Below are 25,568 nucleotides of genomic sequence, written 5' to 3' on the forward strand. Positions count from 1 at the left end.
CAATAAATCTATGAGGCGCTATGGATAACGACGACGTAATAACGCGCAATAACATTGCCGAAGCGGTCTATCAGAAAATGCAGAAAAAAATTCTCGACGGCGAGTGGCCTAAAGGAGATAAGCTGCCGTCAGAGTTTGAGCTTAGCGAGATGTTTAACGTTAGCAGAACCAGTATCCGCAGCGCGGTGCAAAAGCTCAGGAATCTGGGACTGATTTATACCAAGCACGGGAAGGGCTCCTTCGTTTCCAGCGAGTTCGACAGCTTTGAAATGCTTTATCAAAACCGGCCTATCCTGCACCTGACCAAGAAAGAGTTTATGGATATGATGTTTTTCCGCCAAAGCGTTGAATTCAAATGCATAGAGCTGGCGGTAGAGAACGCTACGCCGGAAGATATCCTCGCTATTGAGGACGCGCTTAACCGCATGCTGGTGAGTAAAAACGACTATAAAAAGTACTCGCAGGCGGATTTGGATTTTCACATGGCGATTATTCATGCCGCCCACAACAAGGTGTTCTCCCATACCATCAAATACATTAAGGACATGTATTACTTCTATCTTGAAGAGCTGAACCGGGTGCTCGGCATTACGCTGGAAAGCATCGACGCACACATCAAGATTTTTATGGCCATCAAGAACCACGATGTTGAAACGGCGAAGCAGTGCCTGGACAAGGCAATGGCGGAAAACGTCGTGATGATCAACAGCCTGGAAAACATCTGAGTTAACCCTACCTTCCCCTGACGCCGGGCGATTTGAGCCCGGTCGGCGCTTTTCCCGCTTACCGTTTCTACTTATCTTTATTTTTAAAGCCGCTTGATTTTGCCATTTTCCTCTGGTAGTAATACCTCATTGATATATGATGTCATACAACATAATTGTATTCAGCATAACGTGAAGGTGTTTAATCTCAATTTCAGGAGTCATTAATGGTTACAGTTACAAACGTCAAAACGATCCTGACGGCGCCGGGGGGAATCGATCTGGTGGTCGTTAAGGTGGAAACCAATCAGGATGGCCTATACGGGCTCGGCTGCGCCACGTTTACGCAGCGGATCTTTGCGGTAAAGGCGGCTATTGATGACTACATTCGCCCATTTTTGATAGGAAAAGACGCCGAGCGCATTGAGGATATCTGGCAGTCCGCGGTCGTCAGCGGCTATTGGCGCAACGGGCCGGTGATGAACAACGCCGTTTCCGCCATCGATATGGCGCTTTGGGACATCAAAGGTAAGATGGCTAACATGCCGGTTTACCAGCTGTTGGGCGGAAAGTGCCGGGACGGCATCCCGCTCTACCGCCACTGCGATGGCGCCGATGCGGTTGAAGCGGAAGACAATATTTTGGCCGCGATGGAAGAGGGCTATCAGTACGTTCGCTGCCAAATGGGCATGTACGGCGGAGCCGGTACCGACGACCTGAAGCTGATTGCAACTCAGCTCAACCGGGCGAAGGACATTCGGCCCAAGCGCTCCCCTCGCTCCCGCACGCCTGGGATATACTTCGATCCGGACGCTTACGCCAGAAGCATTCCGCAGTTTTTTGACCACCTGAGAAATAAAATTGGTTTTGACGTGGAGTTTATCCACGACGTGCATGAGCGCGTACAGCCGGTGGCCGCGCTGCAAATGGCCAAGTCGCTGGAACCCTATCGCCTGTTTTACCTTGAGGATCCGGTGGCGCCGGAGCAAGTTGATTTCCTTAACGTCATGCGCAGCCAAACGTCAACGCCCATCGCCATTGGCGAACTGTTTGTCCACGTGGCGGAGTATAAGCGCCTGATTACGGAGCACCTGATAGACTTTATTCGCTGCCACATCAGCATGATAGGCGGCATTACGCCGGCGAAAAAGCTGGCGACGCTGGCAGAGTTCCACGGCGTGCGCACCGCCTGGCACGGGCCGGGGGATATTTCTCCGGTTGGCGTAGCGGCCAATATGCACATCGATTTAAGCATTACAAATCTGGGGGTTCAGGAATACACGCCGATGAACGATGCGCTGAGGGAAGTTTTCCCCGGCTGCCCTGAGATTGATAACGGCTATGCCTACCTGAATGATGCGCCGGGACTAGGAATCGATATCGATGAAGAGAAGGCGAAGAAATACCCGGTGGAGGGCGGCTTGCCGTCGTGGACCAACGCTCGCCTGCCTGACGGTACGGCCGCCAGACCGTAAGACAAAGTAGGGCGTAAGGCGCGTTGGACTCGTTTTGACGCGCACGTTCTACCAGTGGTTCAACAGCGTATAAATCCTTTCCGGGTGATACAGCCCCGACGCCTTGAGGCTGTCAGCCGACTGCTGATAGGCATCCGAGTACTGGCGGCGCCAGCGGTGATAGATGTTCACGATGTCTATCATCCTGGCCTTTTTCGTTCTTACGTGAGTGATAGACCAATAGGCAATCAGATTGCGAATGACAAAGCAGTCGGTAACTAGCTGATAGTAGCACTCGTAAGTGGACATCCTAGGATGATAAGGAAACCCGTCGTGATACAGACGATAGAACAGATAGTTGGTGAACACGTGCGGATAGTCTTTAAATATGGGCAACACGCTGCGCTGCCAGGCATCTTCCAGCATTGACATCTTTTCAGGGCCGCTTTCCGGCGTCTGTTGGGTTATGTCCCGATAGATGCTTTCCCAGAAGCTGGCCATCGACGGCGTTGTTTCCGAGTTCGCAAGCTGCGCCACGCGCGCGCCGATTTCAGCAAACAGCTTCCAGCGCGCCCCCCGATCGTAGACGACGTTTTGCATTTGACGCTGGATTTCATCAAGGCTAAACGCGGCCGCTCGTTCGTTCAGTTCTTCTTTTATTTGTGCGGCGCATCTGCGATCGCCATAGCGTTCAGCCGGGATGGACAGCATTAGCCGGCCTATCGCGTACAGCCTTTCCGCAGGCGACATTTCCGGGCGCAGCGCCTGTGACATACAGGCCGCGTTGACGGCCTGATAGACGTTATTGAGAGGCGACTGGCTGTGGCTTGCGATCTGCTTTTGAGACTCCATCCAGATTGACGTCTGGTTCATCAGGATCTGGCCGCAGGCCTCCGGGCATTCAATGGCCAAACTTTTGCGGACTTCATTCTGCCAGCGCACGTTGACGTAGGGATAGTCCAGGCAAAAGGGCGGGCGCGTGTGCAGATCGGCGCGGTCGCCGATGCGACAATAGGTGCAAGAACGCGATTTATCAAAAAACGGGCAGTAGTTGTCGCCGTTGAGCGCAATGGTGCTCCAGTTGTCAACGTCGACTTTTTCCACCTGAATGTTTTGTTGGGCGATGTTGCGTATCGTGACGTCGGGGCTTTTGAGATAGGAACGCGTACTGGTTTTATCTAACGGGATCGCCTTTCCTATACAGCAAGTACATAAACAGCCACCACCGTTGCACTGAAAACGCCTTACGTATTCAGGTTCATAAATCGTGATAATGTTCATAGTGATCTTTGGCTGCGCTTTCCCGTCGCGCTCTCTTTTTTGAAACGCGTTTATTAATCATTAAACTAACAAATCATCGTCATAAAAGGCAAACGAGTTTCATGGCTAACGGTGTGCTTTTGGTTTAGCTTATGAAAACAAATAAGATATTCTCTCGATGCCTATTCCCCTGTTAACACGCTTTAAGTTAGGCTGCTCACGACATGATATCGAGATTTAGGGGTACTTTGCTGGGCATACCACCGACTTCGCGGGTTAATCTTGGAACCAGATATCCCGACGTGCTTGCCAGCATCTGTTCCATAATTCGCTTAGCCTGCGCATCGTCCACCATAAAGTGGGCTGCACCCTGTACTTTATCCAATACGTGAAGGTAGTAAGGGATTATTCCCGCGTTGAATAGCGCAAGGCTCAAATTTACCAAAATGTCCGCACTGTCGTTTACATTCTTCAGCAACACGCTTTGATTTAGCAAGGTTACACCCACCTGTTTGAGTTTGCCCATGCTTTTTATTACCGGCTCATCGATTTCATTGGCGTGGTTAACGTGGCTGACCAAAACAATCTGAAGGCGCGAACGGGAAAAGCGTTCGCAGAGCGCGTCGGTGACTCGGGCTGGGATGACCACCAGCAGGCGCGAATGGATACGCAGCCTTTTTATGTGCGCGATGGATTCGACTTCGCCAAGCAGCCAGTCCAGCTCTTTGTCTTTCGCCATCAGCGGATCGCCGCCGGAGAAAATCAGCTCGTCCAGCTCGTCGTGACGACGAACGTAATCGAGCGCCTGGCTCCAGGAGGCCTTGTTGCCCGGGTTATCGTGATAGGGAAAGTGGCGGCGAAAGCAGTAGCGGCAGTTGACCGCGCAGCTTCCCTTTACCAGCAGCAGAGCGCGATTGCGATACTTGTGTAGCAGCCCAGGGGCTGCGGGAGCCTGCTCCTCCAGCGGATCGTTGCTATATCCCGGCGTTAGGGTAAACTCGTCGGGCAGACCGATAACCTGCAGCAATAGGGGATCGCGGGCATCGCCTTTTTTTATTCTGGCGGCAAACGCGCGGGGAACGCGCAGCGGAAACAGCCGCCGCGCCGCCATGCCGGCGCGAAGTTCGGGGTTATCCGTTAACGATAAAAGGCGCAATAATTCTTCGGGATCGGTAATAACGTCCGATAACTGCTGTAACCATTCTTCTCTATCCGCGGTGTTTTGGGTTACAATGTGCGCCATTTTTTGCTGTACTACCTAAATTAATTAAGAAAGAGGACCATCATGGCGTCTTATTCTAGCAACGATTTCCGTCCGGGTCTTAAAATCATGTTGGACGGAGAACCCTGCGCCGTTATTGAAAGTGAATTCGTTAAGCCCGGCAAGGGCCAGGCTTTTGCCCGCGTACGTCTGCGCAAGCTGATTTCCGGCAAGCTGCTTGAAAAAACCTTCAAATCCACCGACAGCGCAGAAGGCGCAGACGTGATGGATATGAACCTCACCTATCTGTACACCGACGGTGAGTTCTGGCACTTCATGAACAACGATACTTTCGAACAGCTGGCTGCCGATGCTAAAGCCGTAGGCGACAACGCCAAGTGGCTGGTTGAGCAGGCAGAGTGTATTCTTACACTGTGGAACGGCGCGCCTATCGCCGTAACGCCGCCGAACTTCGTTGAGCTTGAAATCGTTGAAACCGATCCGGGCCTGAAGGGCGATACCGCCGGTACCGGCGGTAAGCCTGCGACGCTGACTACCGGCGCCGTGGTGAAAGTGCCGCTATTCGTTCAGATCGGCGAAGTTATCAAGGTTGATACGCGCTCCGGCGAATACGTTTCTCGCGTAAAGTAATTGCCGTAAGCTAAAACAGGGCCGTTGTGATGCGGCCCTGTTTGTACTTAGAGGTTGTAACTAAAAGGAGGTCATATGCTGAATTTCACCGGTAAAATTCTGTTGGTTTTAGCTTTGACGGCGGCGCTCGGCGGCTGTAATACCGTACGCGGCTTTGGCGAAGACGTTCAACACGTGGGCGGCGCTATCCAGCGCGGGGCAAGCTAACTCGGCGCTAGCCGATTTTTCTCATTATCAAGTTTCTGTTATCAAGGGATAGCAGTCATGTCATCTCTGTTCATTACTATCGGCCTTTTAACGCTGAGCAACGTCTTTATGACTTTTGCCTGGTACGGCCATCTTAAGTATTTCCACAGTAAAACCTGGGTCGTCGCGGCGTTAATAAGCTGGGGCATCGCGCTGTTTGAGTACCTGATTCAGGTGCCGGCCAACCGCATCGGCTATGAAGTGGCGAGCGCAGGCCAGCTTAAGATCATTCAGGAGGTCATCAGCCTGTCGGTCTTTATCCCTTTCTCCATGTACATTCTGAAAGAACCCTTCCGGACCGACTACATCTGGGCCGGCCTGTGCCTTTTGGGCGCGGTGTTCTTTATGTTTCGCCATAAGATTATGGGGTAAGCGGGCGTTGCCGCCCGCCTTCATGATGTTAGGCTTCTGATGCCCTAATCGGCACCGCCACGCTCTTCTCCTTAATCGGCAGGTTGACCAGCGCCGCCAGCAGCGCCAGCGCGATGTCGGCGTACCAGACCCACAGCAGATTCCCTTCATACTGCATCGCAACGCCCCCTAACCATGCGCCGAAGAATGCGCCGATTTGGTGGGTAAACAGCGTAAAGCCAAACAGCGTCGCCAGGTAGCGGGTGCCGAACAGCTTGCCGACGATGCCCGCCGTCGGCGGCACGGTGGCAAGCCAGGTGAAGCCGATGGAGCAGGCGAAGATGTAGAACGTCAGCTCGGTTTTAGGCGACATCAGATAGACGGCGATCATCAGCGCGCGAGAACCGTAGAGCGCCGTCAGGATGTACTTCATCGGGAAGCGTTTGCCTAAAACGCCTGCAAAGATGCTGCCCGCAATGTTGCAAAGCCCGATAAGAGAAAGGCTGATAGCCGAAACCGACGCTTCGTGCCCGCACAGGCTGACTTCTCCCGGCAGGTGGGTGGTGAGAAACGCAACGTGGAAGCCGCAGGTGAAAAAGCCCGCGTGCAGTAATAAATAGCTCGGATTGCGGAACGCCTCGCCGATTTGCTTTTTGAGCCCCATGGATTCTGCCGGGCTTTGCGCATGAGCGGGAGCTCGATGAACGCGGCTTTTGTCGTCCTTACACAAAAACCAGGAGGGAACGATGGTCGCCAGCGCCGCAGTGGCCAGAAATATCAGCCCGGAAGCCACTCCGCGCAGGCTGATAAGGGCCTGAAGCACCGGCGCGAAGACGAACTGGCCGATGGAGCCGCCCGCGTTGATTAACCCGCTGGCGACCGATCCCTTATCGGTGGGCAGGCGGCTCGCCACCACGCCGATAAGCACCGAAAAGCTCCCCGCCGCCGCGCCCGCCGGGCTTAAAAGCCCCTGCGCCAGCGAGAGGGGAAGAAACGAAGACGCCCACAGCGTGCCGATTTGGCCCAGCGCGATAAGCACTGCGCCGACGACCAGAACGGAAAAGGCCCCCTTCTTATCCGCCCAGGCGCCGAACAGCGGCTGGAAGGCGCCCCACATCAGCTGGCCTATCGCCAGCGCCATGCTGACTTCGGCGATGCTCATCGCCGTATTTTCCATGATCGGATGGACGAACAGCCCGACGGTTTGCCGGATGCCCATCGTCACCATCAGGATGACGCTGGCCAGAGCGATGGGGAGCCACAGGCCGGGCGCCCGGCGCTCGGCGTTGTTATGATTGTCCACGGAGTGTTCCTTTATGTTGTGGGGGAGTAGGGGAATCGCTAGAGGTCGTTAGCAGTGTCAAAAAAGTGAATCAGGCGCTCATAGTCGTCGCTGAGCCGGTCTTTCAGCTCGTCTTGCACCTGCTGCCACAGAGGGATGGCCTTTTGCAGCACGCTTTCACCTTCCTGCGTCAGGCGCATTTTGCGCTTTCGGCTTTTGGCTTCGGAGACGTCGACAATCAGGTCCGCTTCCAGCAGCGGCTTGAGGGTGCGCACCAGCGTGCTTTTTTCAAGCTTAAGCTTCTGCGCCAGCTCCCCCGTACCGCATTCGCCGAGGCGAGCGATGTTTATCAACAGCGCATACTGATTGACGCTAACGCCGCTGGGCGAGAGGGCCTTATCATAATAGTCGGTCATCCTCTGGGCCGCGCGTCGGGCGCGAGTACACAGGCAGGGTTCTGTCGGCAGCGGCGTTTGCATGGGGAGCTCGTCATTCAAAATGGTGTATGTACATCATTTAAGATGAGGAACGGGAAGTCGTCAATCTATTTTTTTGGCAAAAATCGCGTCGATTCGGCTACAATAGAGTCAGCGTGCGGCGCGTGACGTTATCGTGCAACGCTTATTTCTTTGGCCCATCGGGACGACCCGGCGGGCGTCATCACTCAGGGGACGACCCCAACGTAAGTTAAGGGGAGTACCCACATGGCCTGGATTATTCTGTTAATTGCCGGTTTGCTCGAAGTGGTATGGGCGATTGGTCTTAAATACAGTCACGGATTTACTCGATTAACGCCGAGCGTCATTACGCTGGTGGCGATGGCCGCAAGCTTTTTGCTGCTGGCCAACGCCATGAAAACCCTGCCGATGGGCACGGCTTATGCGGTATGGACCGGCATTGGCGCCGTTGGCGCGGCGGTCACCGGCATCGTGCTGATGGGGGAATCGGCGAGCGCCGTGCGGATAATCAGCCTGTGCCTGATTATTTGCGGCATCATCGGGCTGAAGTTTAGTTCATAATCAAATCGGCTGGCGGCCCTTGAGCGATCGAGGGCCGCTTTTCATTCACACATAGTTAATGATTTCAGCACGTCCAAACTGCCGTTCAGATCCTGCTTTTTGTTGTCCGCCAGCTTTTCCAGCCCGGCGATGATAAACGCCAGCAGGTATTCGCAGGCCTCTTCTTTATTTTCCGTCGTGCAAAGCCCGCCCGACAGCCCGCCGATGCGGTCGACTTCGGAGAACGTATTGCACATCACGCCGACCATAAAGTCGAACCCCCACTGAACGCTCGCCTCGTCGGCGTTGGGCATCGAGCGGCGCATCTCCTGCTGAAACGCTCTGGCGCCGCCGTCAAACTGCTCCTGAAGCAGCGTCAGGTTGTAGCCGAGCAGCGTTGATACGATGCGGGCGTAGCTGCGCCAGCCGTCACCGCCGTTCAGGTGCCAGAACAGGTAGGGCATCACGAAGGCGTGGACGATTTTTTCAAGGGGCAGAGGATTGCCGTCGTTCTGTTGACGAAAGTAGTCCAACAGCTGCAGGCGAGACTGGCTAAGCTGGCCGATGCGGCGCTTGATGACCGCGTCGAACAGCGACTCTTTGGTGCCAAAGTGGTAGTGTGCCAGCGCCAGCTTCACGTCGGCCTTTTGCGTGATTTGCCGAATAGAGACGGCGTCATAGCTGCTTTGGGCAAAAAGCTCTTCTGCGGCGTTCAGGATTTTTTCGGATGTCGATATCTGCATGTTCGTACCGTTAGGGCTACCGTCAAAGCGCCGTTTCTTAATTCCATTAAAGCGGCATTATAAGTCGCTCGGGTAAAAATGCGTTAAGTTTTGTGCCGCTGTCGCCTAAATAGGCCGAAAATCCACACAATTAATTAGCATCTTACAAACTCTTTATTTACTTATCCCGCCATTTTTCGATCTCGTTCACGATCCTGATAAATCAATTTGGACGACTGTCTAAATTATTGTAGGTTGGACGTACGACCAAATATAAAAGCAACAGTGAGAACCAACATGAAAATCATCGATCTGAGCGTAACGATTGAAGACCAAACCCCCTGCGACCCGCCGTCCATGCCGACCCGCATTGACTACTGGGGGCACGACAAGGGGGCGGAACACATGCGCCAGTTTTTCCCGACGGCGACCGAGAAGGATTTACCCGGCGGGCTGGGCTGGTCGATTGAGTATATCCAACTGACTACCCATAGCGGCACCCATCTGGACGCGCCGTGGCACTATCACCCGACCATGAATCAGGGCGAACCGGCCCGTACTATCGACCACATTCCCCTTGAATGGTGCTTCTCGGACGGCGTTAAGCTCGACTTCTCCGAGGTTCCAGGTGAAGGCGGCAAGATTACCGTTGAGCTGCTGGAGGCGGAATTGGCTCGCATCGGCTATACGTTAAAGCCGCTAGACATCGTCGTCATTTACACCGGCGCTATGAAGCAGTGGGGCACCGCCGCTTACACCAGCGCGGGCTGCGGCATGACTCGCGAAGCGACGCTCTACCTGCTGGAGCGCGGCATAAAGGTCGTCGGCACCGACGCCTGGAGCTGGGATCGCCCGCTGTCGCTGATTGCCGAAGAATTTGAAGAAACCGGCGATTCCTCCCTGATTTGGGAAGGGCACTTCGCCGGCATTGAGCGCGAGTACTACCACATGGAGAAGATGAACAATCTGGATAAGCTACCGCCGTTTGGCTTCAAGATTGCCTGCTTCCCCATCAAAATTAAGGCCGCCAGCGCCGGATGGTGCAGGCCGGTCGCCATGTTCGACCTCTGACGGGAGACGACGCTATGAAGCAATCTCATGACAACGCCGCTGCGACCGCCGGTAATTCCCGGGTAAAGTGGCACGTTCTGTTCGGCGGCTTTTTTGGCTACATGTTCGACGCGGTAGATATTCTACTGCTTGCCGTATCCATGCCGGTGATTATTGCCGATCTGGGTATTTCCAAGGCGGACGGCGGCCTGCTGGCGACGGCGACGATGGTCGGCATCGGCCTGAGCAGCATCGTCGTAGGCTGGTGCGCCGACAACTACGGGCGCCGTAAAACCCTGTTCTGGAGCCTGATGGTATTCAGCGTTCTGACGGCGGCCATCGCCTTTACCAGCACCTGGTTTGAAATTCTGGTGCTGCGCTTCCTCGCGGGCCTGGGCTTAGGCGGAGTTTGGAGCATCATCGTGGCCTACATCGCGGAGACCTGGCCGCCGAAGCAGCGGGGCAGAGCAGCCTCCTTCGTGCTGAGCTCGTTCCCTGCGGGCGCAGGCCTTGCGGCGTTTTTAGCCTACCTTATCATTCCGACCTACGGCTGGCGCGCTCTGTTCCTGTGCGGCGCGGGTGCGATTATCGCCGCCGTCTACTTCCTGATATTCGTGCCGGAGTCCGAAAGCTGGAAAAAGCAGAAAGAGGCGCAGAAGGGCAAGGGTGAGAAGGTGCGCATTGGCGAAATTTTTTCCAAAGAGCTGGCCCGCAACACGCTGCTGGCCACCGTGGTCGCCAGCTTCGGCCTCATCGGCTACTGGGGCTGTACCACCTGGCTGCCGCTGTTCCTGACGCAGGATCGCGGTCTGAGCATTGAAACCATGTCGCTGTTCTTCGTGGTGCTGAACGTGGGCATGTTCGTCGGCTATAACGTGTTCGGCATTTTGGCCGACAAGGCCGGCCGCCGCAAAGCGCTGGTGATTTCGTTTATCGGCACGGCGATAACGCTGCCCATTTACGTCAACATGACCGGCCATACCGCGCTGCTGGTGATGGGGCCGGTTTACGCCTTCTTCACCGCGTTCGTCGGACTGATGGGCTCCTACTTCCCCGAGCTGTTCCCAACCCGTGTTCGCACGTTAGGGGCGGGTTTCTGTTTCAACATCGGCCGGGGCGTTTCCGCCTTCGCTCCATTCGCCATGGGCTTTATCGCCCAGAGCTACGGTCTGGTGACCGGCATCATGATTTGCGCCGTCTTCTTCTGCCTGGCCGGGCTGATGATGTTCGCGCTGCCCGATATCGACAAAGAAAAACGACCGGCTGCCGCGGCGCAGCCTGGCGCTGAAGTACAGGGAGAAAGCTGAAATGAATAACAAAACCATTATTACCGTCGCCACCACCGGCGCCTTTCCGACCAAGCAGGACAACCCCAACATTCCGCTAACGCCGAAAGAGATAGCCAACGACGTTTACGAATGCTGGCAGGCGGGCGCCGCCATTGCCCACCTGCACATGCGCGACGACGAAGGCAAGGGCACGATGAACATCGAGAAGTTTCGTGAGACGGTAGGCCTTATTCGCGAGAAGTGCGACATCGTGATTAACCTCACCACTTCCGGCGACCTGAACGCGACCGACGAAACGCGCATGATGCACGTGGCGGCGCTGAAGCCGGAGCTGGCCTCCTACGACTGCGGTTCGATGAACTGGGCCCACAGCGGCCTGTTTATCAACCATCCGGCGTTTCTGGAAAAGCTCGGTCAGTTGATGATCGACAACGGCGTGCGGCCGGAGATCGAAATTTTCGATGCCGGGATGTTTTATAACTCCCTCCACTACATCAAAAAGAACCTGATTAAAACGCCCGCTTACTATCAGCTGGTGCTGGGCGCTGCGGGCGGCACGGCGGCCACGGTGGAAAACCTGGTCTACCTCAGGAACCTGCTGCCGGCGGACGCCCACTGGTCGGCGTTCGGCATCGGCCGCGGCCATATGCCCGTGCTGCTGGCGACGCTGGCGCTGGGCGGGCACGTGCGCGTCGGCATGGAGGACAACGTCTACTACAGCAAGGGGCGGCTGGCGAAGTCCAACGCCGAGTTCGTCGAGCGCGCGGTGCGCCTGGCGAAAGAGGCCGGTCGCGACCCGGCGACGCCTGATGAGGCGCGTCAGATCCTGAACCTGCGGGGAGCAAAGTGATGAACGATATCGTTATCGTCAGCGCCGTACGCACGGCCATCGGCAGCTTCGGCGGCTCGCTTGCGGGCGTTAGCGCGCCTGAGCTGGGCGCTATCGTGGCGAAAGAGGCCATCGCTCGGGCGGGGATTACGTCCGACGCGGTAAACGACGTGGTGCTCGGCAACGTGCTTCAGGCCGGGCTTGGACAGAACCCGGCGCGGCAGGCGGCCATTCGGGCCGGCATTCCCGAAGCCGTTCCGGCCACCTCGATTAACGTGGTCTGCGGGTCAGGGTTGAAGAGCGTCATTATGGCGGCGCAGTCGATCGCTGCCGGTGATGCCGACGTCGTGCTGGCGGGCGGCATGGAAAACATGTCCGCCGCGCCCTACCTGCTGGACAAGGCCCGCTGGGGCTACCGCATGGGCAACGGCACCTTGACCGACAGCGTGGTGCATGACGGCTTGAGCTGCGCCTTTAACCAATACCACATGGGCATTACGGCGGAAAACGTCGCCCAGCGCTACGGCATCAGCCGCCAAGAGCAGGACGAAGTGGCGCTGCGTTCCCAGCAGCGCGCGGTGGCGGCGACGGAAAGCGGCGCGTTTGCAGGCGAAATCGTGCCGGTGACCGTGATGCAGAGGAAAAAGGAGGTCGTATTCGACTGCGACGAGTATCCGCGAGCCGATGCGAGCGCCGAGGCGCTCGCAAAGCTGCGCCCGGCCTTCGCCAAAGAGGGAACGGTGACCGCCGGCAACGCATCCGGTATTAACGACGGCGCGGCGGCGCTTATCGTGATGTCGGCGCAGAAGGCGAAGTCGCTTGGGTTGACGCCGCTGGCCCGCATCCGCGGCTATGCGACCGCGGGCGTCGACCCGTCGGTGATGGGCATTGGGCCGGTACCTTCGACGATAAAGGCGTTGGAAAAGGCGCGGCTTGGCGTTAAGGATCTCGACCTGATTGAGGCCAACGAGGCCTTTGCCGCCCAGTTTATCGCCGTGGGGCGCGAACTCTGTTTCGATATGGAAAAGACCAACGTCAACGGCGGCGCGATCGCGCTGGGCCATCCGATCGGCGCTTCGGGCGCTCGCATCCTGGTCTCGCTTTTGCACGCGCTGCGCGCTAGGGACAAAACCTTCGGGCTGGCGACGCTGTGCGTTGGCGGCGGGCAGGGCGTGTCCGTCGTGGTTGAACGCCTGTAATTTGCCAAGGAGGATGAGTCATGAAGTCTAAAGTCACCGCGCGGGAGGACCTCTCCCGCCACTTTCGCGACGGCATGAGCGTGATGTTCGGCGGATTTATGGGGCAGGGCACGCCCCCGACGCTGGTGCAAATGCTGCTGGATTCCGGCGTCAAAGACCTGACGCTTATCGGCAACGACACCGGCAAACCGGACGTTGGCGTGGCGCCGCTGGTGGAGGCGGGCAGGGTGCGCAAGGTGATTGCCTCCCATATCGGCCTGCACCCGGAAACGGGCCGTAAAATGATTGCCGGCGAGATGGAAGTCGAGCTGGTGCCGCAGGGGACGCTGGCGGAGCGAATTCGCGCCGGCGGTGCCGGGCTGGGCGGCTTTCTGACGCCGACGGGCGTTGGTACCGTAGTGGAAGAAGGTAAGCAGAGAATGACCATCGATGGTCGTCACTACCTGCTGGAAATGCCGCTGCGCGCCGATTTGGCGATCGTCTATGCCAAGCGCGGCGACGCGGCGGGCAATCTCTATTATCGTCGCTCGGCGAGAAACTTTAACCCGCTGGTGGCGCTGGCGGCCGAGCGGGTGTTTGCCGAAGTGGAGGAGCTGGTCGAGGTTGGCGCAATGGATCCTGACAGCATCATGACGCCGGGCCTGCTGGTCAGCGGCGTATTTAAAGGAGGCGCGCTATGAGCCCTAAAGCCTTTATCGCCAAGCGCGTGGCGCTGGAGCTAAAAGATGGCGACGTGGTCAACCTCGGCATCGGCCTGCCGACCATGGTGGCCCACTATCTGCCGGACGGCGTAGACATCGTCCTGCAGTCGGAAAACGGCTTTGTCGGCATCTGCCCGGCGGATGAAGAAAACCCCGATCCAGACGTCGCCAACGCCGGCGGGCAGCCGTGTGGGATTATTCCCGGCGGCGCGACGTTTGACAGCGCGTTTTCCTTTGCGCTTATTCGCGGCGGCCACGTGGACGCCTGCGTGTTGGGCGGGCTGGAGGTTGACCAGCACGGCAATCTGGCCAACTGGATGATTCCCGGCAAGATGGTGCCCGGCATGGGCGGCGCGATGGATCTGGTCACCGGTTCGCGAAAGGTGATCGTGGCGATGGAGCACTGCGCCAAGAGCGGCGCGTCTAAAATCCTGCGTAGCTGTACGCTGCCGCTGACGGCGTGCGGCTGCGTGTCTACCGTGGTGACCGAACTGGCGGTGTTCCAGTTTATCAATGGCCAACTAACGTTGACCGAGCACGCGCCGGGCGTGAGCGTTGAACAGATCCGCCAAAAGACGGAGGCGGAGTTTGTGGTTTCGTCGCAGTTGCGGGAGATGTTGGTGATGGAGCAGGAATTGTCTTAATTACCTTTTGTGTATATTCCGGCCGAAAGTACTATCTGCCTATATTACCATTGTGCTCGGCCGGAAGGGCGCCTTTATTAGCTTTGGGAGTGCGTCGGGCATAGCCTTCCTAGGGGCAGTTATGAAGCCCGAAGGGCTTCACCCATCAGTGCCAGCGCAAGCGCTATTCAAACCGGCTTTGCCGGTTTGTCGTTGGCTTACGCCAAGTCGACCCCAACGGACAACGCCTTTAGGCGTTGAACAACACAACGTGTTGGCCCGTAGGGCGAGCGAAGCGAGTAACCTCTCCCTCCGATTGACTTCGCACTCAGTTCAGCGCTTGTTTTCAGTGTTTGTTATTAATCTGAAGCTTCACTTCGAACGAGTTTTTCTTGCCTTTCCAGCTGTCACGATTCCGCGTTCAGCCTAAATCGAAACGTTTCGATGACTGTCACAGTTTTCCAATAAAAAAATTGCTTTCTTTTCGTTCATTCCTAAACTCGGCTCAATAGCGAAACGTTTCGATGTCGATTTTTTAACCTGAATCGACAGTGCTCTGATTAAGAGGAATAGAGAGGAACATATGAAAAAAGGCCTCCTGCTTAACGCCCCGCTGTCCTCTGCGATAGCCCGGCTCGGCCATACCGATACGCTGACTATCGGCGATGCCGGCCTGCCGGTTCCCGCCTTGGTTGAGCGTATCGATCTCGCCCTGACTCACGGCGTTCCCTCTTTTTTACAGGTGTTCGACGCAGTAGTTGAAGAAATGCAGGTAGAAAAAGCGATTATCGCTTCGGAAATTAAAGAGAAAAACGCCGAGCTGCACCTCCAACTGCTGGCGCGACTGCGGGATCTGGAGGAAAACCAGCGCAACCGCATTGCCGTCGAATACGTGCCGCACGCGGAGTTTAAGGCGCTGACCGCCGGCAGCCGGGCGCTGGTGCGCACCGGCGAGTGCTCGCCTTTTGCCAACGTCATTTTGTGCTCCGGCGTGGTTTTTTAAAGGAGCGATGAAGATGCAGCCTCTGCTTAAGCTCAGCGGAATAGAGAAATCGTTTCCCGGCGTAAAGGCGCTGTCGGGCGCCAGCCTGAACGTTTATCCCGGTAAGGTGATGGCCCTGCTGGGGGAAAACGGCGCGGGCAAGTCTACGCTGATGAAGGTGCTGACCGGCATTTATACCAAAGACGCGGGGACCATCGAGTATCTAGGGCAGCCGACCGCGTTTAACGGCCCCAAGGCCTCTCAGGAGGCGGGGATCGGCATTATCCACCAGGAATTGAACCTGATCCCCCAGCTGAGCGTGGCGGAAAATATTTTCCTAGGCCGGGAGTTCGTCAACGCCATCGGGCGCATCAACTGGAAGAAGACCTATGCGGAGGCCAACCGCCTGCTGGCAAGGCTGAACGTTCGCTTTGACAGCCATATGCCGGTGAGCGAGCTGTCCATCGGCGACAGACAGATGGTGGAAATCGCCAAGGTGCTGAGCTTCGAGTCGAGAGTCATCATTATGGATGAACCGACCGACGCTCTGACCGACACGGAAACCGCCTCGCTGTTTAACGTTATCAACGAGCTGCGCACCCAAGGGTGCGGTATCGTCTATATTTCCCACCGCCTGAAAGAGATTTTCGAAATTTGCGACGACGTAACGGTGCTTCGCGACGGCGGGTTTGTCGGCGAACGTCCGGTTTCGTCGCTGGATGAAGACCGGCTGATTGAAATGATGGTGGGCCGAAAGCTCGATGAACGCTATCCGCGTTTGGAATTGCCCAGAGGCTCGCTTCGCCTTCAGGTTAAGGGGCTTTCCGGCAACGGCGTCAATAGCGCCAACTTTGAGCTTTATCGCGGCGAGATCCTCGGCGTTTCCGGCCTGATGGGCGCAGGGCGCACCGAGCTGGTGAAAATGATTTACGGCGCATTGCCCCACGGTAAGGGGGAAATCCTGCTCGACGGTCGCCCCGTGGCGATTAAGCGTCCTCAGGACGGCCTGAAAAACGGCATTGTCTACATCTCGGAAGACCGCAAGGGCGACGGGCTGGTGCTCGGCATGTCGGTAAAAGAGAACATGTCCCTGACGGCGCTGCGCTACTTCAGCCGGCGGTGGGGAAGCCTCAAGCACGGCGAAGAGCGGCAGGCGGTAGGCGACTTTATCCAGCTGTTCAACGTCAAAACGCCCTCCATGATGCAGCCGATCGGTTTGCTGTCGGGCGGCAACCAGCAGAAGGTGGCGATCGCCCGCGGGCTAATGACGCGGCCCAACGTACTGATTCTGGATGAGCCCACCCGCGGCGTGGACGTCGGCGCCAAGAAAGAGATCTATCAGCTTATCAACCAGTTCAAGCGCGAGGGGCTAAGCATCATCCTCGTCTCCTCGGAAATGCCTGAAGTTATCGGCATGAGCGATCGCGTTCTGGTAATGCATGAAGGCCGCATCAGCGGCGAGTTCCCCATAGCGCAGGCCACGCAGGAAGTACTGATGGCGGCGGCCGTAGGTAAGTTGATAAACAGCAACCGCGTAGAGCAGGAGTCATAATTCGTGAATACGTTAAACCATTCCCCTTCCACCAAGCGGTTCGGCAAAGAGTGGCTGCTTGAGCAGAAGTCGCTGATAGCGCTTATCGTGCTGATTGTCGTGGTGTCGTTTCTAAGCCCCAACTTCTTCACGCTCAACAACATGTTCAACATCCTGCAGCAGACCTCGGTGAACGCGATTATCGCCGTGGGCATGACGCTGGTGATTTTGACGTCCGGCATTGACCTGTCCGTCGGCTCCGTACTGGCGCTGACCGGCGCGGTGGCGGCGTCTATCGTCGGGCTGGAGGTCAACGTCTTCGTTGCCGTCGCGGGGGCGTTACTGCTGGGGGCCGCTATCGGCGGCGTTTCCGGCGTGATTGTCGCCAAGGGTAAGGTGCAGGCGTTTATCGCCACGCTGGTGATGATGCTGATGCTGCGCGGGGCGACGCTGGTGTATTCCGAAGGCAGCCCGATTAACCTGGGCTTTAATGAGTCCGCCGAGGCGTTTGAGTGGTTCGGCATCGGCACGCCGCTGGGTGTTCCCGCACCGATCTGGATTATGGCTGTCGTATTTATCGCTGCCTGGTACCTGCTTAACCATACTCGCCTTGGCCGCTACATTTATGCGCTGGGAGGCAACGAGGCGGCGACCCGCCTGTCGGGCATCAGCGTCGATCGGGTCAAGATTATCGTTTACGCTCTGTGCGGCATGCTGACGGCGCTGGCAGGCGTGATTGAAGTCGGCCGCCTCTCTTCGGCGCAGCCAACGGCGGGACTGGGCTATGAGCTGGACGCCATCGCCGCCGTCGTGCTGGGCGGCACCAGCCTTGCCGGGGGCAAGGGGCGCATTACCGGTACGCTTATCGGCGCGCTGATCCTGGGCTTTTTAAGCAACGCGCTCAACCTGTTGGGCGTTTCCGCCTACTTCCAAATGATTGTAAAAGGCGCTGTCATTCTGCTGGCGGTGCTGGTTGAAAACCGAAGCGGCAAGTAACTTCACTGGCCGAGTCACTTTACTGATAATAGGAACGATGACGATGACGATGAATATGAAAAAGCTGGCAATGATAGTCTCTGCAACCGCTCTTACCCTTTCCGTCAGCGTTGGCGCGATGGCGAAAGAGAACATTGCGCTGGTTGTCTCCACGCTGAATAACCCGTTCTTTGTGTCCATGAAGGACGGCGCTCAGAAGAAGGCCGACGAGCTGGGTTACAACCTGATCGTACTGGATTCGCAAAACAATCCGGCAAAAGAGCTGAGCAACGTGCAGGACCTCACCGTGCGCGGCACTAAGCTGCTGCTGATTAACCCGACCGACTCTGACGCGGTAGGCAACGCGGTCATGATGGCCAACAAGGCCAATATCCCGGTCATCACGCTGGACCGTGCAGCGAATAAAGGGGAGGTGGTCAGCCACGTCGCCTCTGACAACGTGGCCGGCGGCAAGCTGGCGGGCGACTTCATCGCCGAGAAGCTGGGCAACGATGCAAAGGTGATTCAGCTTGAGGGCATCACCGGCACCTCCGCCGCCCGCGAGCGCGGCGAGGGCTTCAAGCAGTCTATGGCGGCTCACCCCTTTAAGCTTTTGGCCAGCCAGCCGGCGGACTTTGACCGCACTAAGGGGCTAAACGTAATGCAGAACCTGCTGACGGCGCACCCTGACGTTCAGGCGGTGTTCGCTCAAAACGACGAAATGGCGCTGGGCGCGCTGAGAGCGCTGCGCACCGCCGGTAAAAAAGACGTGCTGATCGTGGGCTTTGACGGCACCAAAGACGGCATGAATGCGGTGAAGGGCGGCCAGATGGGCGCGACCGTAGCCCAGCAGCCTGAGCTTATCGGCAGCGTCGGCGTTGAAACGGCGGTTAAAGTACTGAAGGGTGAGAAGGTCGACGCTAACATTCCTGTTGAGTTGAAGCTGATTACCAAGTAAAACCTTCATCTTATTTCGGGTTTTTGTTTCGGCTTTTTATTCTATCTTTTGCGCGGCGGGCCTCTGCTTGCCGCGCGTTTTGACAGGAGACAACGATGTCAGGGAAAAAACTGGCGGTGCTGGGCAGCATCAACGCTGACCACATCCTTAACGTGCAGGAATTTCCCCGTCCGGGAGAGACTATCACCGGGCAGGGCTATCGTATTTCTTTCGGCGGCAAGGGCGCGAATCAGGCCGTTGCTGCGGGCCGCAGCGGGGCCGATATTACGTTTATCGCCTGCGTGGGAGAAGACGACGTGGGCAGACAGGTTCGTCGTCAGCTTGAGCAGGACAACATCGACGTTGCGCCGGTTGAAGCAATAGCGGGCACCCACACGGGCGTAGCGATGATTTTCGTCAATGGTCACGGCGAGAACGTGATTGCCATCGACGCCGGGGCCAATGCGGCGGTGACTCCCGCCTATCTGAATAAATATCGTCAGCGGATCGTCGAGGCGGATGCGCTGCTGATGCAGCTTGAAACCCCGCTTGAAACCATCGTTGCGGCGGCGAAGCTGGCAAAAGAGCACGGCACGACGGTAGCGCTGAACCCTGCGCCCGCGCAGGCGCTGCCTGACGAGCTGCTGTCGCGTATTGACATTATCACCCCAAATGAAACCGAAGCGGAGCGCCTGACCGGCATCGCCGTCACCGGCGAGGAAGAGGCCAATCGCGCCGCCGCAGTACTACACGCCAAGGGCATTCGCACCGTGATTATTACGCTCGGCAGCCGCGGAGCGTGGGTTAGCGTTGAGGGCGAAGGGCAGTTGGTAAAGGGCTTTCGCGTTGAGCCAGTGGACACCATCGCTGCGGGCGATACCTTTAACGGCGCGATGATGACCGCGCTGCTTGAAGGGGGCGCGCTGTTAGACGCCGTTCGCTTTGGCCACGCCGCCGCGGCGATAGCCGTAACCAGGCCGGGCGCGCAACCGTCAGTGCCCTGGCGCAAAGAGATCGATGCATTTTTAGCGGGCCAATAGGAGCTGTACCGTGGCAACCATGAAAGACGTCGCTCGTTTGGCGGGAGTATCCACCTCTACGGTGTCTCACGTCATCAATAACAGTCGGTTCGTCAGTGAGTCCGTCCGCGATAAAATTCTTTCTGCCGTTGCCGCGTTGAATTACTCGCCTTCCGCCGTCGCCCGCAGCCTGAAGGCGCAGTCGACGCGCACGATTGGGATGCTGCTGACGTCCAGCAACAACCCGTTTTTTGCCGAAGTGGTGCGGGGCGTAGAGGAAAGCTGCTACGAACGCGGCTATAGCCTGATTTTGTGCAACACGGAAAACGATCCTGAGCGGATGAACAGCAATCTGGAAACGCTCTTACAGAGGCGGGTCGACGGCCTTATTTTGATGTGTAATGAGCGCCACCCCATCTCGGAAAATCAGTTCTCTCGCTATCCTAATCTGCCTATTGTAATGATGGACTGGGGGCCGTTTAACGGCGCGTGCGACGTTATTCAGGACAATTCTCTCCAGGGCGGGCTCACGGCGACCGAATACCTGATATCAAAAGGCTATCGCCGCATTGCCTGCATCACCGGCCCGAAGGATAACGTACAGGCGCGCAGGCGTTTGGCGGGTTATCGGGAAGCCATGGAAAAGGCGGGGTTAAACTCACCGGATGGCTATCAGATCTTCAGCAACTTTGAGTTTTCCGGTGGTCTTGAGGCGATGAGCAGGCTGCTGGCGCTACCCGAACCGCCGGACGCCGTGTTTACCTGTAACGACGCCATGGCGGTCGGCGTCTATCTGGCGCTGAACCAGACGGGGCTTAAGGTTGGCGAGGACGTAGCGGTTATCGGCTACGACGATATCGAACTGGCGCAGTACCTGACGCCGCCGCTGACGACTATTCATCAGCCGACGGGAGAATTAGGGCGATTAGCGATAGACACGCTGATGCGGCGTCTGGAAGGGCTGCATAGCAGCCCGCAAACGCTGGCGCTGACCCCGAGGCTGGTGGAGCGCCAGTCTGTCGGGTCTTAATCGTCCGTTTGGTAGCTAAATACCGGCAGGCCGATTTTGAACCAGATAGCCAACATGCGGAAGGTAAAACCGAAAGCTAACGTCGCGATAGTGGCGATATCGGTCGCTATTTTGAAGTGAATGAGCCCAACGTAGAGCATGGCGGCGGCGAAAGAGACGCTGGCGTACAGCTCTTTTTGAAACACCAGCGGAATGCGGTTACAGAAGATATCGCGCAGCACGCCGCCAAATACGCCGGTGATAAGCCCGGCGATGCCGGCGATAAGCATCGGCAGCCCCATTCCCAGCGCCACCTGCGCGCCGATAATAGAAAACACCACCAGCCCTACCGCGTCCAGCACCAGAAAGAACTTTCTTAGATAGATCATGATGCTTGACGTTGCGACCGTCATAACCGACGCGGCCGCGACGATCAGTACGTATTCCGGATGGGCGACCCAGCCCAGCGGGTAGTGGCCGAGAATAATATCCCTTACCGTTCCCCCGCCGATGGCGGTCACTGAAGAGATAATGATGACGCCGAAAATGTCCATCTTGCTTTTACCGGCCGCCAGCGCGCCGGTCATGGATTCGGCCGTGATGCCGATGATGTAGAGAACGTATAGCAGCATGTCGTAGTGTATCGGTGATCTATGTTGAACGAATTTGCCGATTATCCCGCATCTGTATGGTTTTTGCAGCCGGTTTATGAGTTTTTGTTGATTTATTTATCTGTTATGGGTTTGGCGGGGTTATTTTTGTTTTTTATCAGCTATTGGCGCTAAAGATAAGTTTTTTGATACCGCTTTTGGCGGTTATCTATTTATGTTTTTTATTTTCACCACTTTAGAATGTTTTGTTAATATTTTTTTAAAACTCTTTTTTTATTCTCATTAATACCCTAAATAATTCGAGCTGCATGACAAAGCGTTTGCGGCAGCCTCGTTAGAGATGAGGCCCGTGTAAATAGGCAAAATCACAGGCAATTTAAAGTATGATGGGGATAGGTATTGTTTTTATTGGAGTTTATCGCCTGCTTTTTAATTTGTTTATTTGAATATTGTGCATGTAGTTATTAGCGGATCTGTCTTGTTTTACCGTTCGAAAAACGGTTTATCTTTGACTGTTTTTTAGGCTGAAGCGCCGAGAATGGGGAACTTTATCTTCTTGGCAAGCGGCGCCCGTTTAATGCTATTTATATAAAATTCATTGTAATCAGTTGGTTGGGAGGTTGTCTGAAGGTGATTTCTATAGTGCTGCTACTCCTATGGCTTTCACATAAAGAGTGGATAATGAGATCGTGGATGGGTATTATTCGCTAGTTAAAAATGTAATAAAGCATTTGTGCAAATTAAAAAACTATATTTTTGGTAATTTAAGTTTAAGTTTCCGATTTTATCGTCATTTATATAGTATTTGTTTTTGGTGAAAAAAGTTGATTTTTCTAGAGGTCGGTAATTATTAATTACTTCATGCTTCGAATACCCCCAAAGGGGCATATCCCGTTTTTTAGCACCGTAAATATATTTTTTAGACACTCAATAAAAATCAAAATAGTGACTTTTGCTTTCCATTCCATAAAGAAAGCAAATCTTATTAAGTAATGGACTATGTGTTATGAACAAAATATACCGTGTGATCTGGAACTGTACGTTAGGGCTGTGGGTGGTAACTTCCGAGCTGGGCCGTGGGCGGATCAAGCGGGCGACCAACAGAGCGCTGGCGGGCCTGACGCTGGCGGTACTGTCGCCCGCCGGTTTGGCGACCGACTGCGACAACGTTGCTCTTGAGTGCCAGCTCGACAGCGTCTGGTCGGCGTCGAACAACAATAACGGCGTGGGCACGGCGGTTATTTCTGACGGTCAGGCCTATCGTATAGACATGCTTTCTTCCATTACGGCAGCAAAGGGGTCCATGGTATCTATTGACTCGATAAATACTGCGATAAACGCCGGCTATGCGACGGGGCCGCTGGTTCCAGAAACTGATACCAATGTAGAACTTAGTGCTAGAAATAAGAATATTACCGTATTCGATCCGATAACCAACAGTAATCTGGTTGTTACCGTTTATGACGAGAATAACTTTAGAGAGTATAAATCTACAGCGAGTCCCGGCGGAGCTATTAAGGTTTTTCCATCAGGCCCGGTTGACGTTTATTATAATACGCGATTTGTCGCGGTGACTAACGGCCAGGCCGACGTTTATAACAACAATAATACTATTAGCGCCAACTTTCGCGACAGTCAGCTGTTTTATGCCGACGGCTCGTCCAACAATGCGACGATTAACTGGCACGGCACCAGCACCATAGGGTTTGGCTGGGAAACCAGTTCAACCTCTTCCACGACCTACACCGCGAAAAAAACCACCTACGTCGGCGAATTTTCCGGTTTTGATGGTTCTACCCAGAGCGTAACCAATCTAAGCGATCTGAAGGCGTATAACGCCTGGCTGGTCTCTCAGGTTCAGGCCGGTAACTTAAGCACCGGCGCCTATACTTCTGAGCTTAACAAAGCCTACCAAAATACGGGAACGACCTATGTCATTAACCCGCTTCCGGCCGATGCCGATCCCATTCTGCTAAGTCCCCCCGGAACGGTCGTACTTTTATACGGTTCCGGCAGCGGAGCCAATATTAATCTGGCTTCCGACAGTTATTTAACGTCAACCAGCTTGAGAGGATTGGATAATGGTGGTCTTAGCTCCAGCCTTATTCGTTTAGAGAACGGCGCTAATAGTGTCAACGATGGTTATATTAGTACGGGATTTCGCATTGGAGTTTTGTACAGCGGGTCGCGGTTGACGAATAACGGAACCATGATCACGGGCTCGATGACAGGAGGAGGAGAAGGTTATGGTATCTATGCCTCCGGCACTGGAACGGAATTCATCAATAACGGCATTTTTAACGTTATTCCCATGTTCTGGTCCAATTTAGCTTCCCAAAACCAGGGCAATAATGTGATGGTTACCGTCCTCAACGGCGCCAAGGTGGTTAATAATGGCGTGGTAAATCTCGGCATTACTGAAGGAACCAGAACGACTGAATATTTGGGACCGACTGTTGGCGTATCATTAGCCTCAGCGAGCGCTTCTTTTATCAATAGCGCCGATGGCGAGATGTACGTCGGCCGTTCGCAGGACGGTAAGGATATGTTTGCCGCCGCGGGCTCTGCGGCTATCAAGGTAAGCTCGTTGAGCAGCGGTACGGTAGACAACCAGGGGCTGATTACGCTAGGGACGAAGAGTAATAGTGTATACGGCATCGCTGCAAACTCGACCATGGCGTCAGCTCGGATTATCAACAGCGGCACGATCGCTATTAAGGGTAACGGTGGAGACGGCACCTTCCTGCCGGGGCAGAATATCGGGATTTATGCCTATAACAACGCTAAAGGCATCTCCAATACGGGGGCGATTAACGTTGGCGGCATCAATAATATTGGAATAAAAGCCTATAGCGGCGGTCAAGTGAGTTCTTCCGGCCAGATCAACGTGACCGGCAGCGCCGATCCGTCTACCGACCTGCGCAACTACGGCGCATGGGCCAGCAGCGCTAACTCGCTGGTAGATATCTCCGGCACCGTCAACCTTGAGGGCGACGGCGCGATAGGGTTGCATGCTCGCGAACAGGGCACGATTAGTTTATCCGGTAACGGTCAGGTCACCTTCGCCGACGGCGAAAACCAGATAGGCTACTACGTCTACGGCGCGGGCTCCAAAATCACCAACACCAGCACCGGCAGTCAGGACGTCACCACCAACAACTCCACCCTGATGCGCCTGGACGGCGGCGCGGCGTTTGTCGGCTCGTCGTCGGCGACGTCGACCATGTCGGCGTCCGGCGAGGGCTCGACCGTGATTGTCGCGACGGGCGCCGACACTACCGTCGATTCCGGCGGCATGACGGTGAACGTGAACGGCAAGAACGCCACCGGCTTTTTGGTGGAAGGCGGCGCGACCGGCACCATTGGCGCGACGGCCACGATTAATCTTTCCGGCGAAGGCGCGATAGCCGGTATCGCCGACGGGCAGGGCCACGACCTGGCGGGGGTGGAGCGCGTAATGACCGACGACGAGAAGCGCGCAACCCCCCTGACCGCCGGCGCGCACCTCACCTCGTCGCTGGACGGCGTGGTGGGCTATATCGCCCGCAATCTGGCGACCTTGACCAACTCCGGCAATATCAGCTTCAGCGGTAAAGGGGCAACCGGCATTCAGGTGGAAGAGGGCGCGGTAGGCGGCAACAGCGGCAACATCACGCTGAGCGGCGCGGGCAGCGTCGGTCTGTCGGCCACGGCGAACACCACCGAAACCCGGCTCAGCTCGACGGGCAACATTACGCTCAACGGCGACTGGGACGGGGCGGACAGTCAGACCCGCTCGGCCGGCGTTCTGGCCAAAGGCAGCCAGGTGGAAGTGACGGTCGGCGACGGCGTCAACGCGGCGTCGGTCAATTTGAACGGGGCCGGAACGGTAGGGGTGCACGCCTCTGAAGGCAGTAAGGTGACGCTTAACGACAACGTGGCGGTCAATTTTGACAGCGACAAGT

Annotated in this window: 25 protein-coding genes; 19 read left to right on the forward strand and 6 right to left on the reverse strand. The window is 56.0% G+C overall.

All coding sequences use genetic code 11. The features are described 5' to 3' along the window. Window positions 1–20: 20 nt before the first annotated feature. A complete protein-coding gene (locus tag G544_RS0115760) occupies window positions 21–725 on the forward strand; it encodes a FadR/GntR family transcriptional regulator (RefSeq protein ID WP_027275493.1) in 705 nt (234 codons plus the stop codon). A 206-nt stretch (window positions 726–931) separates the two neighbouring features. Then, a complete protein-coding gene (locus G544_RS0115765; RefSeq protein ID WP_027275494.1) occupies window positions 932–2,179 on the forward strand; it encodes an enolase C-terminal domain-like protein in 1,248 nt (415 codons plus the stop codon). Window positions 2,180–2,227: 48 nt separating this feature from the next. Here the strand turns inward: G544_RS0115765 and fliB are convergent, their stop codons facing one another. Both fliB and epmB read right to left on the reverse strand, forming a co-directional pair. Beyond that, complete coding sequence (gene fliB, locus G544_RS0115770; protein ID WP_027275495.1) at window positions 2,228–3,439, reverse strand: flagellin lysine-N-methylase; 1,212 nt, start codon at window positions 3,437–3,439, stop codon at window positions 2,228–2,230. A gap of 196 nt (window positions 3,440–3,635) precedes the next feature. Then, window positions 3,636–4,661, reverse strand: coding sequence for an EF-P beta-lysylation protein EpmB (gene epmB, locus G544_RS0115775; protein WP_027275496.1), 1,026 nt, complete (start codon window positions 4,659–4,661; stop codon window positions 3,636–3,638). 42 nt (window positions 4,662–4,703) lie between these two features. Between epmB and efp the strand changes: the two genes are divergently transcribed. The 3 genes from efp to G544_RS0115790 all read left to right on the forward strand — a co-directional run bounded on the left by efp (window position 4,704) and on the right by G544_RS0115790 (window position 5,888). Continuing rightward, window positions 4,704–5,270, forward strand: coding sequence for an elongation factor P (efp, locus tag G544_RS0115780; RefSeq protein ID WP_027275497.1), 567 nt, complete (start codon window positions 4,704–4,706; stop codon window positions 5,268–5,270). Between the two features lie 75 nt (window positions 5,271–5,345). After that, window positions 5,346–5,477 (forward strand): entericidin A/B family lipoprotein, encoded by a 132-nt coding sequence (locus G544_RS21825; protein ID WP_071783409.1) that lies wholly within the window; start codon window positions 5,346–5,348, stop codon window positions 5,475–5,477. 57 nt (window positions 5,478–5,534) lie between these two features. After that, complete coding sequence (locus tag G544_RS0115790) at window positions 5,535–5,888, forward strand: DMT family protein (protein WP_027275498.1); 354 nt, start codon at window positions 5,535–5,537, stop codon at window positions 5,886–5,888. Window positions 5,889–5,916: 28 nt separating this feature from the next. Here G544_RS0115790 and G544_RS0115795 read toward each other — a convergent pair whose 3' ends face one another. Together G544_RS0115795 and G544_RS0115800 are read right to left on the reverse strand one after the other, a co-directional pair. Next, window positions 5,917–7,170: an MFS transporter gene (locus G544_RS0115795; RefSeq protein WP_211218911.1), complete on the reverse strand. Its 1,254-nt coding sequence runs from the start codon at window positions 7,168–7,170 to the stop codon at window positions 5,917–5,919. Window positions 7,171–7,208: 38 nt separating this feature from the next. After that, window positions 7,209–7,628, reverse strand: coding sequence for a MarR family winged helix-turn-helix transcriptional regulator (locus tag G544_RS0115800; RefSeq protein WP_051155794.1), 420 nt, complete (start codon window positions 7,626–7,628; stop codon window positions 7,209–7,211). 225 nt (window positions 7,629–7,853) lie between these two features. Here G544_RS0115800 and sugE point away from each other — a divergent pair, with 225 nt between their 5' ends. Beyond that, a complete protein-coding gene (gene sugE / locus G544_RS0115805; protein WP_027275501.1) occupies window positions 7,854–8,168 on the forward strand; it encodes a quaternary ammonium compound efflux SMR transporter SugE in 315 nt (104 codons plus the stop codon). 41 nt (window positions 8,169–8,209) lie between these two features. On the opposite strand, the gene G544_RS0115810 is transcribed toward sugE, so the two are convergent. After that, window positions 8,210–8,890 (reverse strand): TetR/AcrR family transcriptional regulator, encoded by a 681-nt coding sequence (locus tag G544_RS0115810; RefSeq protein WP_027275502.1) that lies wholly within the window; start codon window positions 8,888–8,890, stop codon window positions 8,210–8,212. 276 nt (window positions 8,891–9,166) lie between these two features. On the opposite strand from G544_RS0115810, the gene G544_RS0115815 reads away from it, so the two are divergent. From G544_RS0115815 to rbsR, 12 genes are all read left to right on the forward strand, one after another. Beyond that, window positions 9,167–9,940 (forward strand): cyclase family protein, encoded by a 774-nt coding sequence (locus G544_RS0115815; protein ID WP_027275503.1) that lies wholly within the window; start codon window positions 9,167–9,169, stop codon window positions 9,938–9,940. 14 nt (window positions 9,941–9,954) lie between these two features. Continuing rightward, entirely contained in the window at window positions 9,955–11,226 is a 1,272-nt protein-coding gene (locus G544_RS0115820; RefSeq protein WP_051155795.1) for an MFS transporter, read from the forward strand. 1 nt (window position 11,227) lies between these two features. Next, on the forward strand, window positions 11,228–12,058 hold the full coding sequence (locus G544_RS0115825; RefSeq protein ID WP_027275505.1) for a beta-keto acid cleavage family enzyme: 831 nt from the start codon (window positions 11,228–11,230) through the stop codon (window positions 12,056–12,058). Continuing rightward, the gene (locus G544_RS0115830; protein WP_027275506.1) at window positions 12,058–13,236 is read left to right on the forward strand and encodes an acetyl-CoA C-acetyltransferase; all 1,179 of its coding nucleotides are present in this window, start codon (window positions 12,058–12,060) and stop codon (window positions 13,234–13,236) included. Before G544_RS0115825 ends, G544_RS0115830 begins: the two co-directional genes overlap by 1 nt. Before the next feature lie 20 nt (window positions 13,237–13,256). Further along, window positions 13,257–13,916: an acetate CoA-transferase subunit alpha gene (gene atoD / locus G544_RS0115835; RefSeq protein ID WP_027275507.1), complete on the forward strand. Its 660-nt coding sequence runs from the start codon at window positions 13,257–13,259 to the stop codon at window positions 13,914–13,916. Further along, on the forward strand, window positions 13,913–14,581 hold the full coding sequence (locus G544_RS0115840) for a 3-oxoacid CoA-transferase subunit B (RefSeq protein ID WP_027275508.1): 669 nt from the start codon (window positions 13,913–13,915) through the stop codon (window positions 14,579–14,581). Before atoD ends, G544_RS0115840 begins: the two co-directional genes overlap by 4 nt. A 562-nt stretch (window positions 14,582–15,143) precedes the next feature. Then, entirely contained in the window at window positions 15,144–15,563 is a 420-nt protein-coding gene (rbsD, locus tag G544_RS0115845; protein ID WP_027275509.1) for a D-ribose pyranase, read from the forward strand. A 13-nt stretch (window positions 15,564–15,576) separates the two neighbouring features. Next, complete coding sequence (gene rbsA, locus G544_RS0115850) at window positions 15,577–17,094, forward strand: ribose ABC transporter ATP-binding protein RbsA (protein WP_027275510.1); 1,518 nt, start codon at window positions 15,577–15,579, stop codon at window positions 17,092–17,094. Window positions 17,095–17,097: 3 nt separating this feature from the next. Continuing rightward, window positions 17,098–18,069 (forward strand): ribose ABC transporter permease, encoded by a 972-nt coding sequence (rbsC, locus tag G544_RS0115855; RefSeq protein WP_027275511.1) that lies wholly within the window; start codon window positions 17,098–17,100, stop codon window positions 18,067–18,069. Window positions 18,070–18,118: 49 nt separating this feature from the next. Continuing rightward, a complete protein-coding gene (gene rbsB / locus G544_RS0115860) occupies window positions 18,119–19,006 on the forward strand; it encodes a ribose ABC transporter substrate-binding protein RbsB (protein WP_027275512.1) in 888 nt (295 codons plus the stop codon). A 95-nt stretch (window positions 19,007–19,101) separates the two neighbouring features. Next, window positions 19,102–20,025, forward strand: a complete 924-nt coding sequence (gene rbsK, locus G544_RS0115865; protein WP_027275513.1) for a ribokinase — start codon at window positions 19,102–19,104, stop codon at window positions 20,023–20,025. Between the two features lie 10 nt (window positions 20,026–20,035). After that, window positions 20,036–21,034 carry a ribose operon transcriptional repressor RbsR gene (rbsR, locus tag G544_RS0115870; protein WP_027275514.1) on the forward strand — a complete coding sequence of 333 codons (999 nt, stop codon included), beginning with the start codon at window positions 20,036–20,038 and terminating at the stop codon, window positions 21,032–21,034. On the opposite strand, the gene G544_RS0115875 is transcribed toward rbsR, so the two are convergent. After that, on the reverse strand, window positions 21,031–21,645 hold the full coding sequence (locus tag G544_RS0115875) for a trimeric intracellular cation channel family protein (protein WP_027275515.1): 615 nt from the start codon (window positions 21,643–21,645) through the stop codon (window positions 21,031–21,033). The genes rbsR and G544_RS0115875 overlap by 4 nt on opposite strands. Window positions 21,646–22,630: 985 nt before the next feature. On the opposite strand from G544_RS0115875, the gene G544_RS22615 reads away from it, so the two are divergent. Next, a partial coding sequence (locus G544_RS22615; protein ID WP_027275516.1) for an ESPR domain-containing protein occupies window positions 22,631–25,568 on the forward strand: 2,938 nt, incomplete at its 3' end.

The organism is Leminorella grimontii ATCC 33999 = DSM 5078 (assembly GCF_000439085.1).
Lineage (GTDB): Bacteria > Pseudomonadota > Gammaproteobacteria > Enterobacterales > Enterobacteriaceae > Leminorella > Leminorella grimontii.

Bases quoted from the DNA above. Each gene is read 5' to 3' on its own strand.
- atoD (WP_027275507.1), top strand. From the start codon at position 13,257: ATGAAGTCTAAAGTCACCGCGCGGGAGGACCTCTCCCGCCACTTTCGC.
- G544_RS0115825 (WP_027275505.1), top strand. From the start codon at position 11,228: ATGAATAACAAAACCATTATTACCGTCGCCACCACCGGCGCCTTTCCG.
- G544_RS0115820 (WP_051155795.1), top strand. From the start codon at position 9,955: ATGAAGCAATCTCATGACAACGCCGCTGCGACCGCCGGTAATTCCCGG.
- G544_RS0115875 (WP_027275515.1), bottom strand. From the start codon at position 21,645: ATGCTGCTATACGTTCTCTACATCATCGGCATCACGGCCGAATCCATG.
- G544_RS0115830 (WP_027275506.1), top strand. From the start codon at position 12,058: ATGAACGATATCGTTATCGTCAGCGCCGTACGCACGGCCATCGGCAGC.
- G544_RS21825 (WP_071783409.1), top strand. From the start codon at position 5,346: ATGCTGAATTTCACCGGTAAAATTCTGTTGGTTTTAGCTTTGACGGCG.
- G544_RS0115760 (WP_027275493.1), top strand. From the start codon at position 21: ATGGATAACGACGACGTAATAACGCGCAATAACATTGCCGAAGCGGTC.
- G544_RS0115765 (WP_027275494.1), top strand. From the start codon at position 932: ATGGTTACAGTTACAAACGTCAAAACGATCCTGACGGCGCCGGGGGGA.
- G544_RS0115840 (WP_027275508.1), top strand. From the start codon at position 13,913: ATGAGCCCTAAAGCCTTTATCGCCAAGCGCGTGGCGCTGGAGCTAAAA.
- G544_RS0115815 (WP_027275503.1), top strand. From the start codon at position 9,167: ATGAAAATCATCGATCTGAGCGTAACGATTGAAGACCAAACCCCCTGC.
- rbsK (WP_027275513.1), top strand. From the start codon at position 19,102: ATGTCAGGGAAAAAACTGGCGGTGCTGGGCAGCATCAACGCTGACCAC.
- sugE (WP_027275501.1), top strand. From the start codon at position 7,854: ATGGCCTGGATTATTCTGTTAATTGCCGGTTTGCTCGAAGTGGTATGG.
- G544_RS0115790 (WP_027275498.1), top strand. From the start codon at position 5,535: ATGTCATCTCTGTTCATTACTATCGGCCTTTTAACGCTGAGCAACGTC.
- G544_RS0115810 (WP_027275502.1), bottom strand. From the start codon at position 8,890: ATGCAGATATCGACATCCGAAAAAATCCTGAACGCCGCAGAAGAGCTT.
- rbsA (WP_027275510.1), top strand. From the start codon at position 15,577: ATGCAGCCTCTGCTTAAGCTCAGCGGAATAGAGAAATCGTTTCCCGGC.
- fliB (WP_027275495.1), bottom strand. From the start codon at position 3,439: ATGAACATTATCACGATTTATGAACCTGAATACGTAAGGCGTTTTCAG.
- epmB (WP_027275496.1), bottom strand. From the start codon at position 4,661: ATGGCGCACATTGTAACCCAAAACACCGCGGATAGAGAAGAATGGTTA.
- rbsB (WP_027275512.1), top strand. From the start codon at position 18,119: ATGAATATGAAAAAGCTGGCAATGATAGTCTCTGCAACCGCTCTTACC.
- G544_RS0115800 (WP_051155794.1), bottom strand. From the start codon at position 7,628: ATGCAAACGCCGCTGCCGACAGAACCCTGCCTGTGTACTCGCGCCCGA.
- efp (WP_027275497.1), top strand. From the start codon at position 4,704: ATGGCGTCTTATTCTAGCAACGATTTCCGTCCGGGTCTTAAAATCATG.
- rbsD (WP_027275509.1), top strand. From the start codon at position 15,144: ATGAAAAAAGGCCTCCTGCTTAACGCCCCGCTGTCCTCTGCGATAGCC.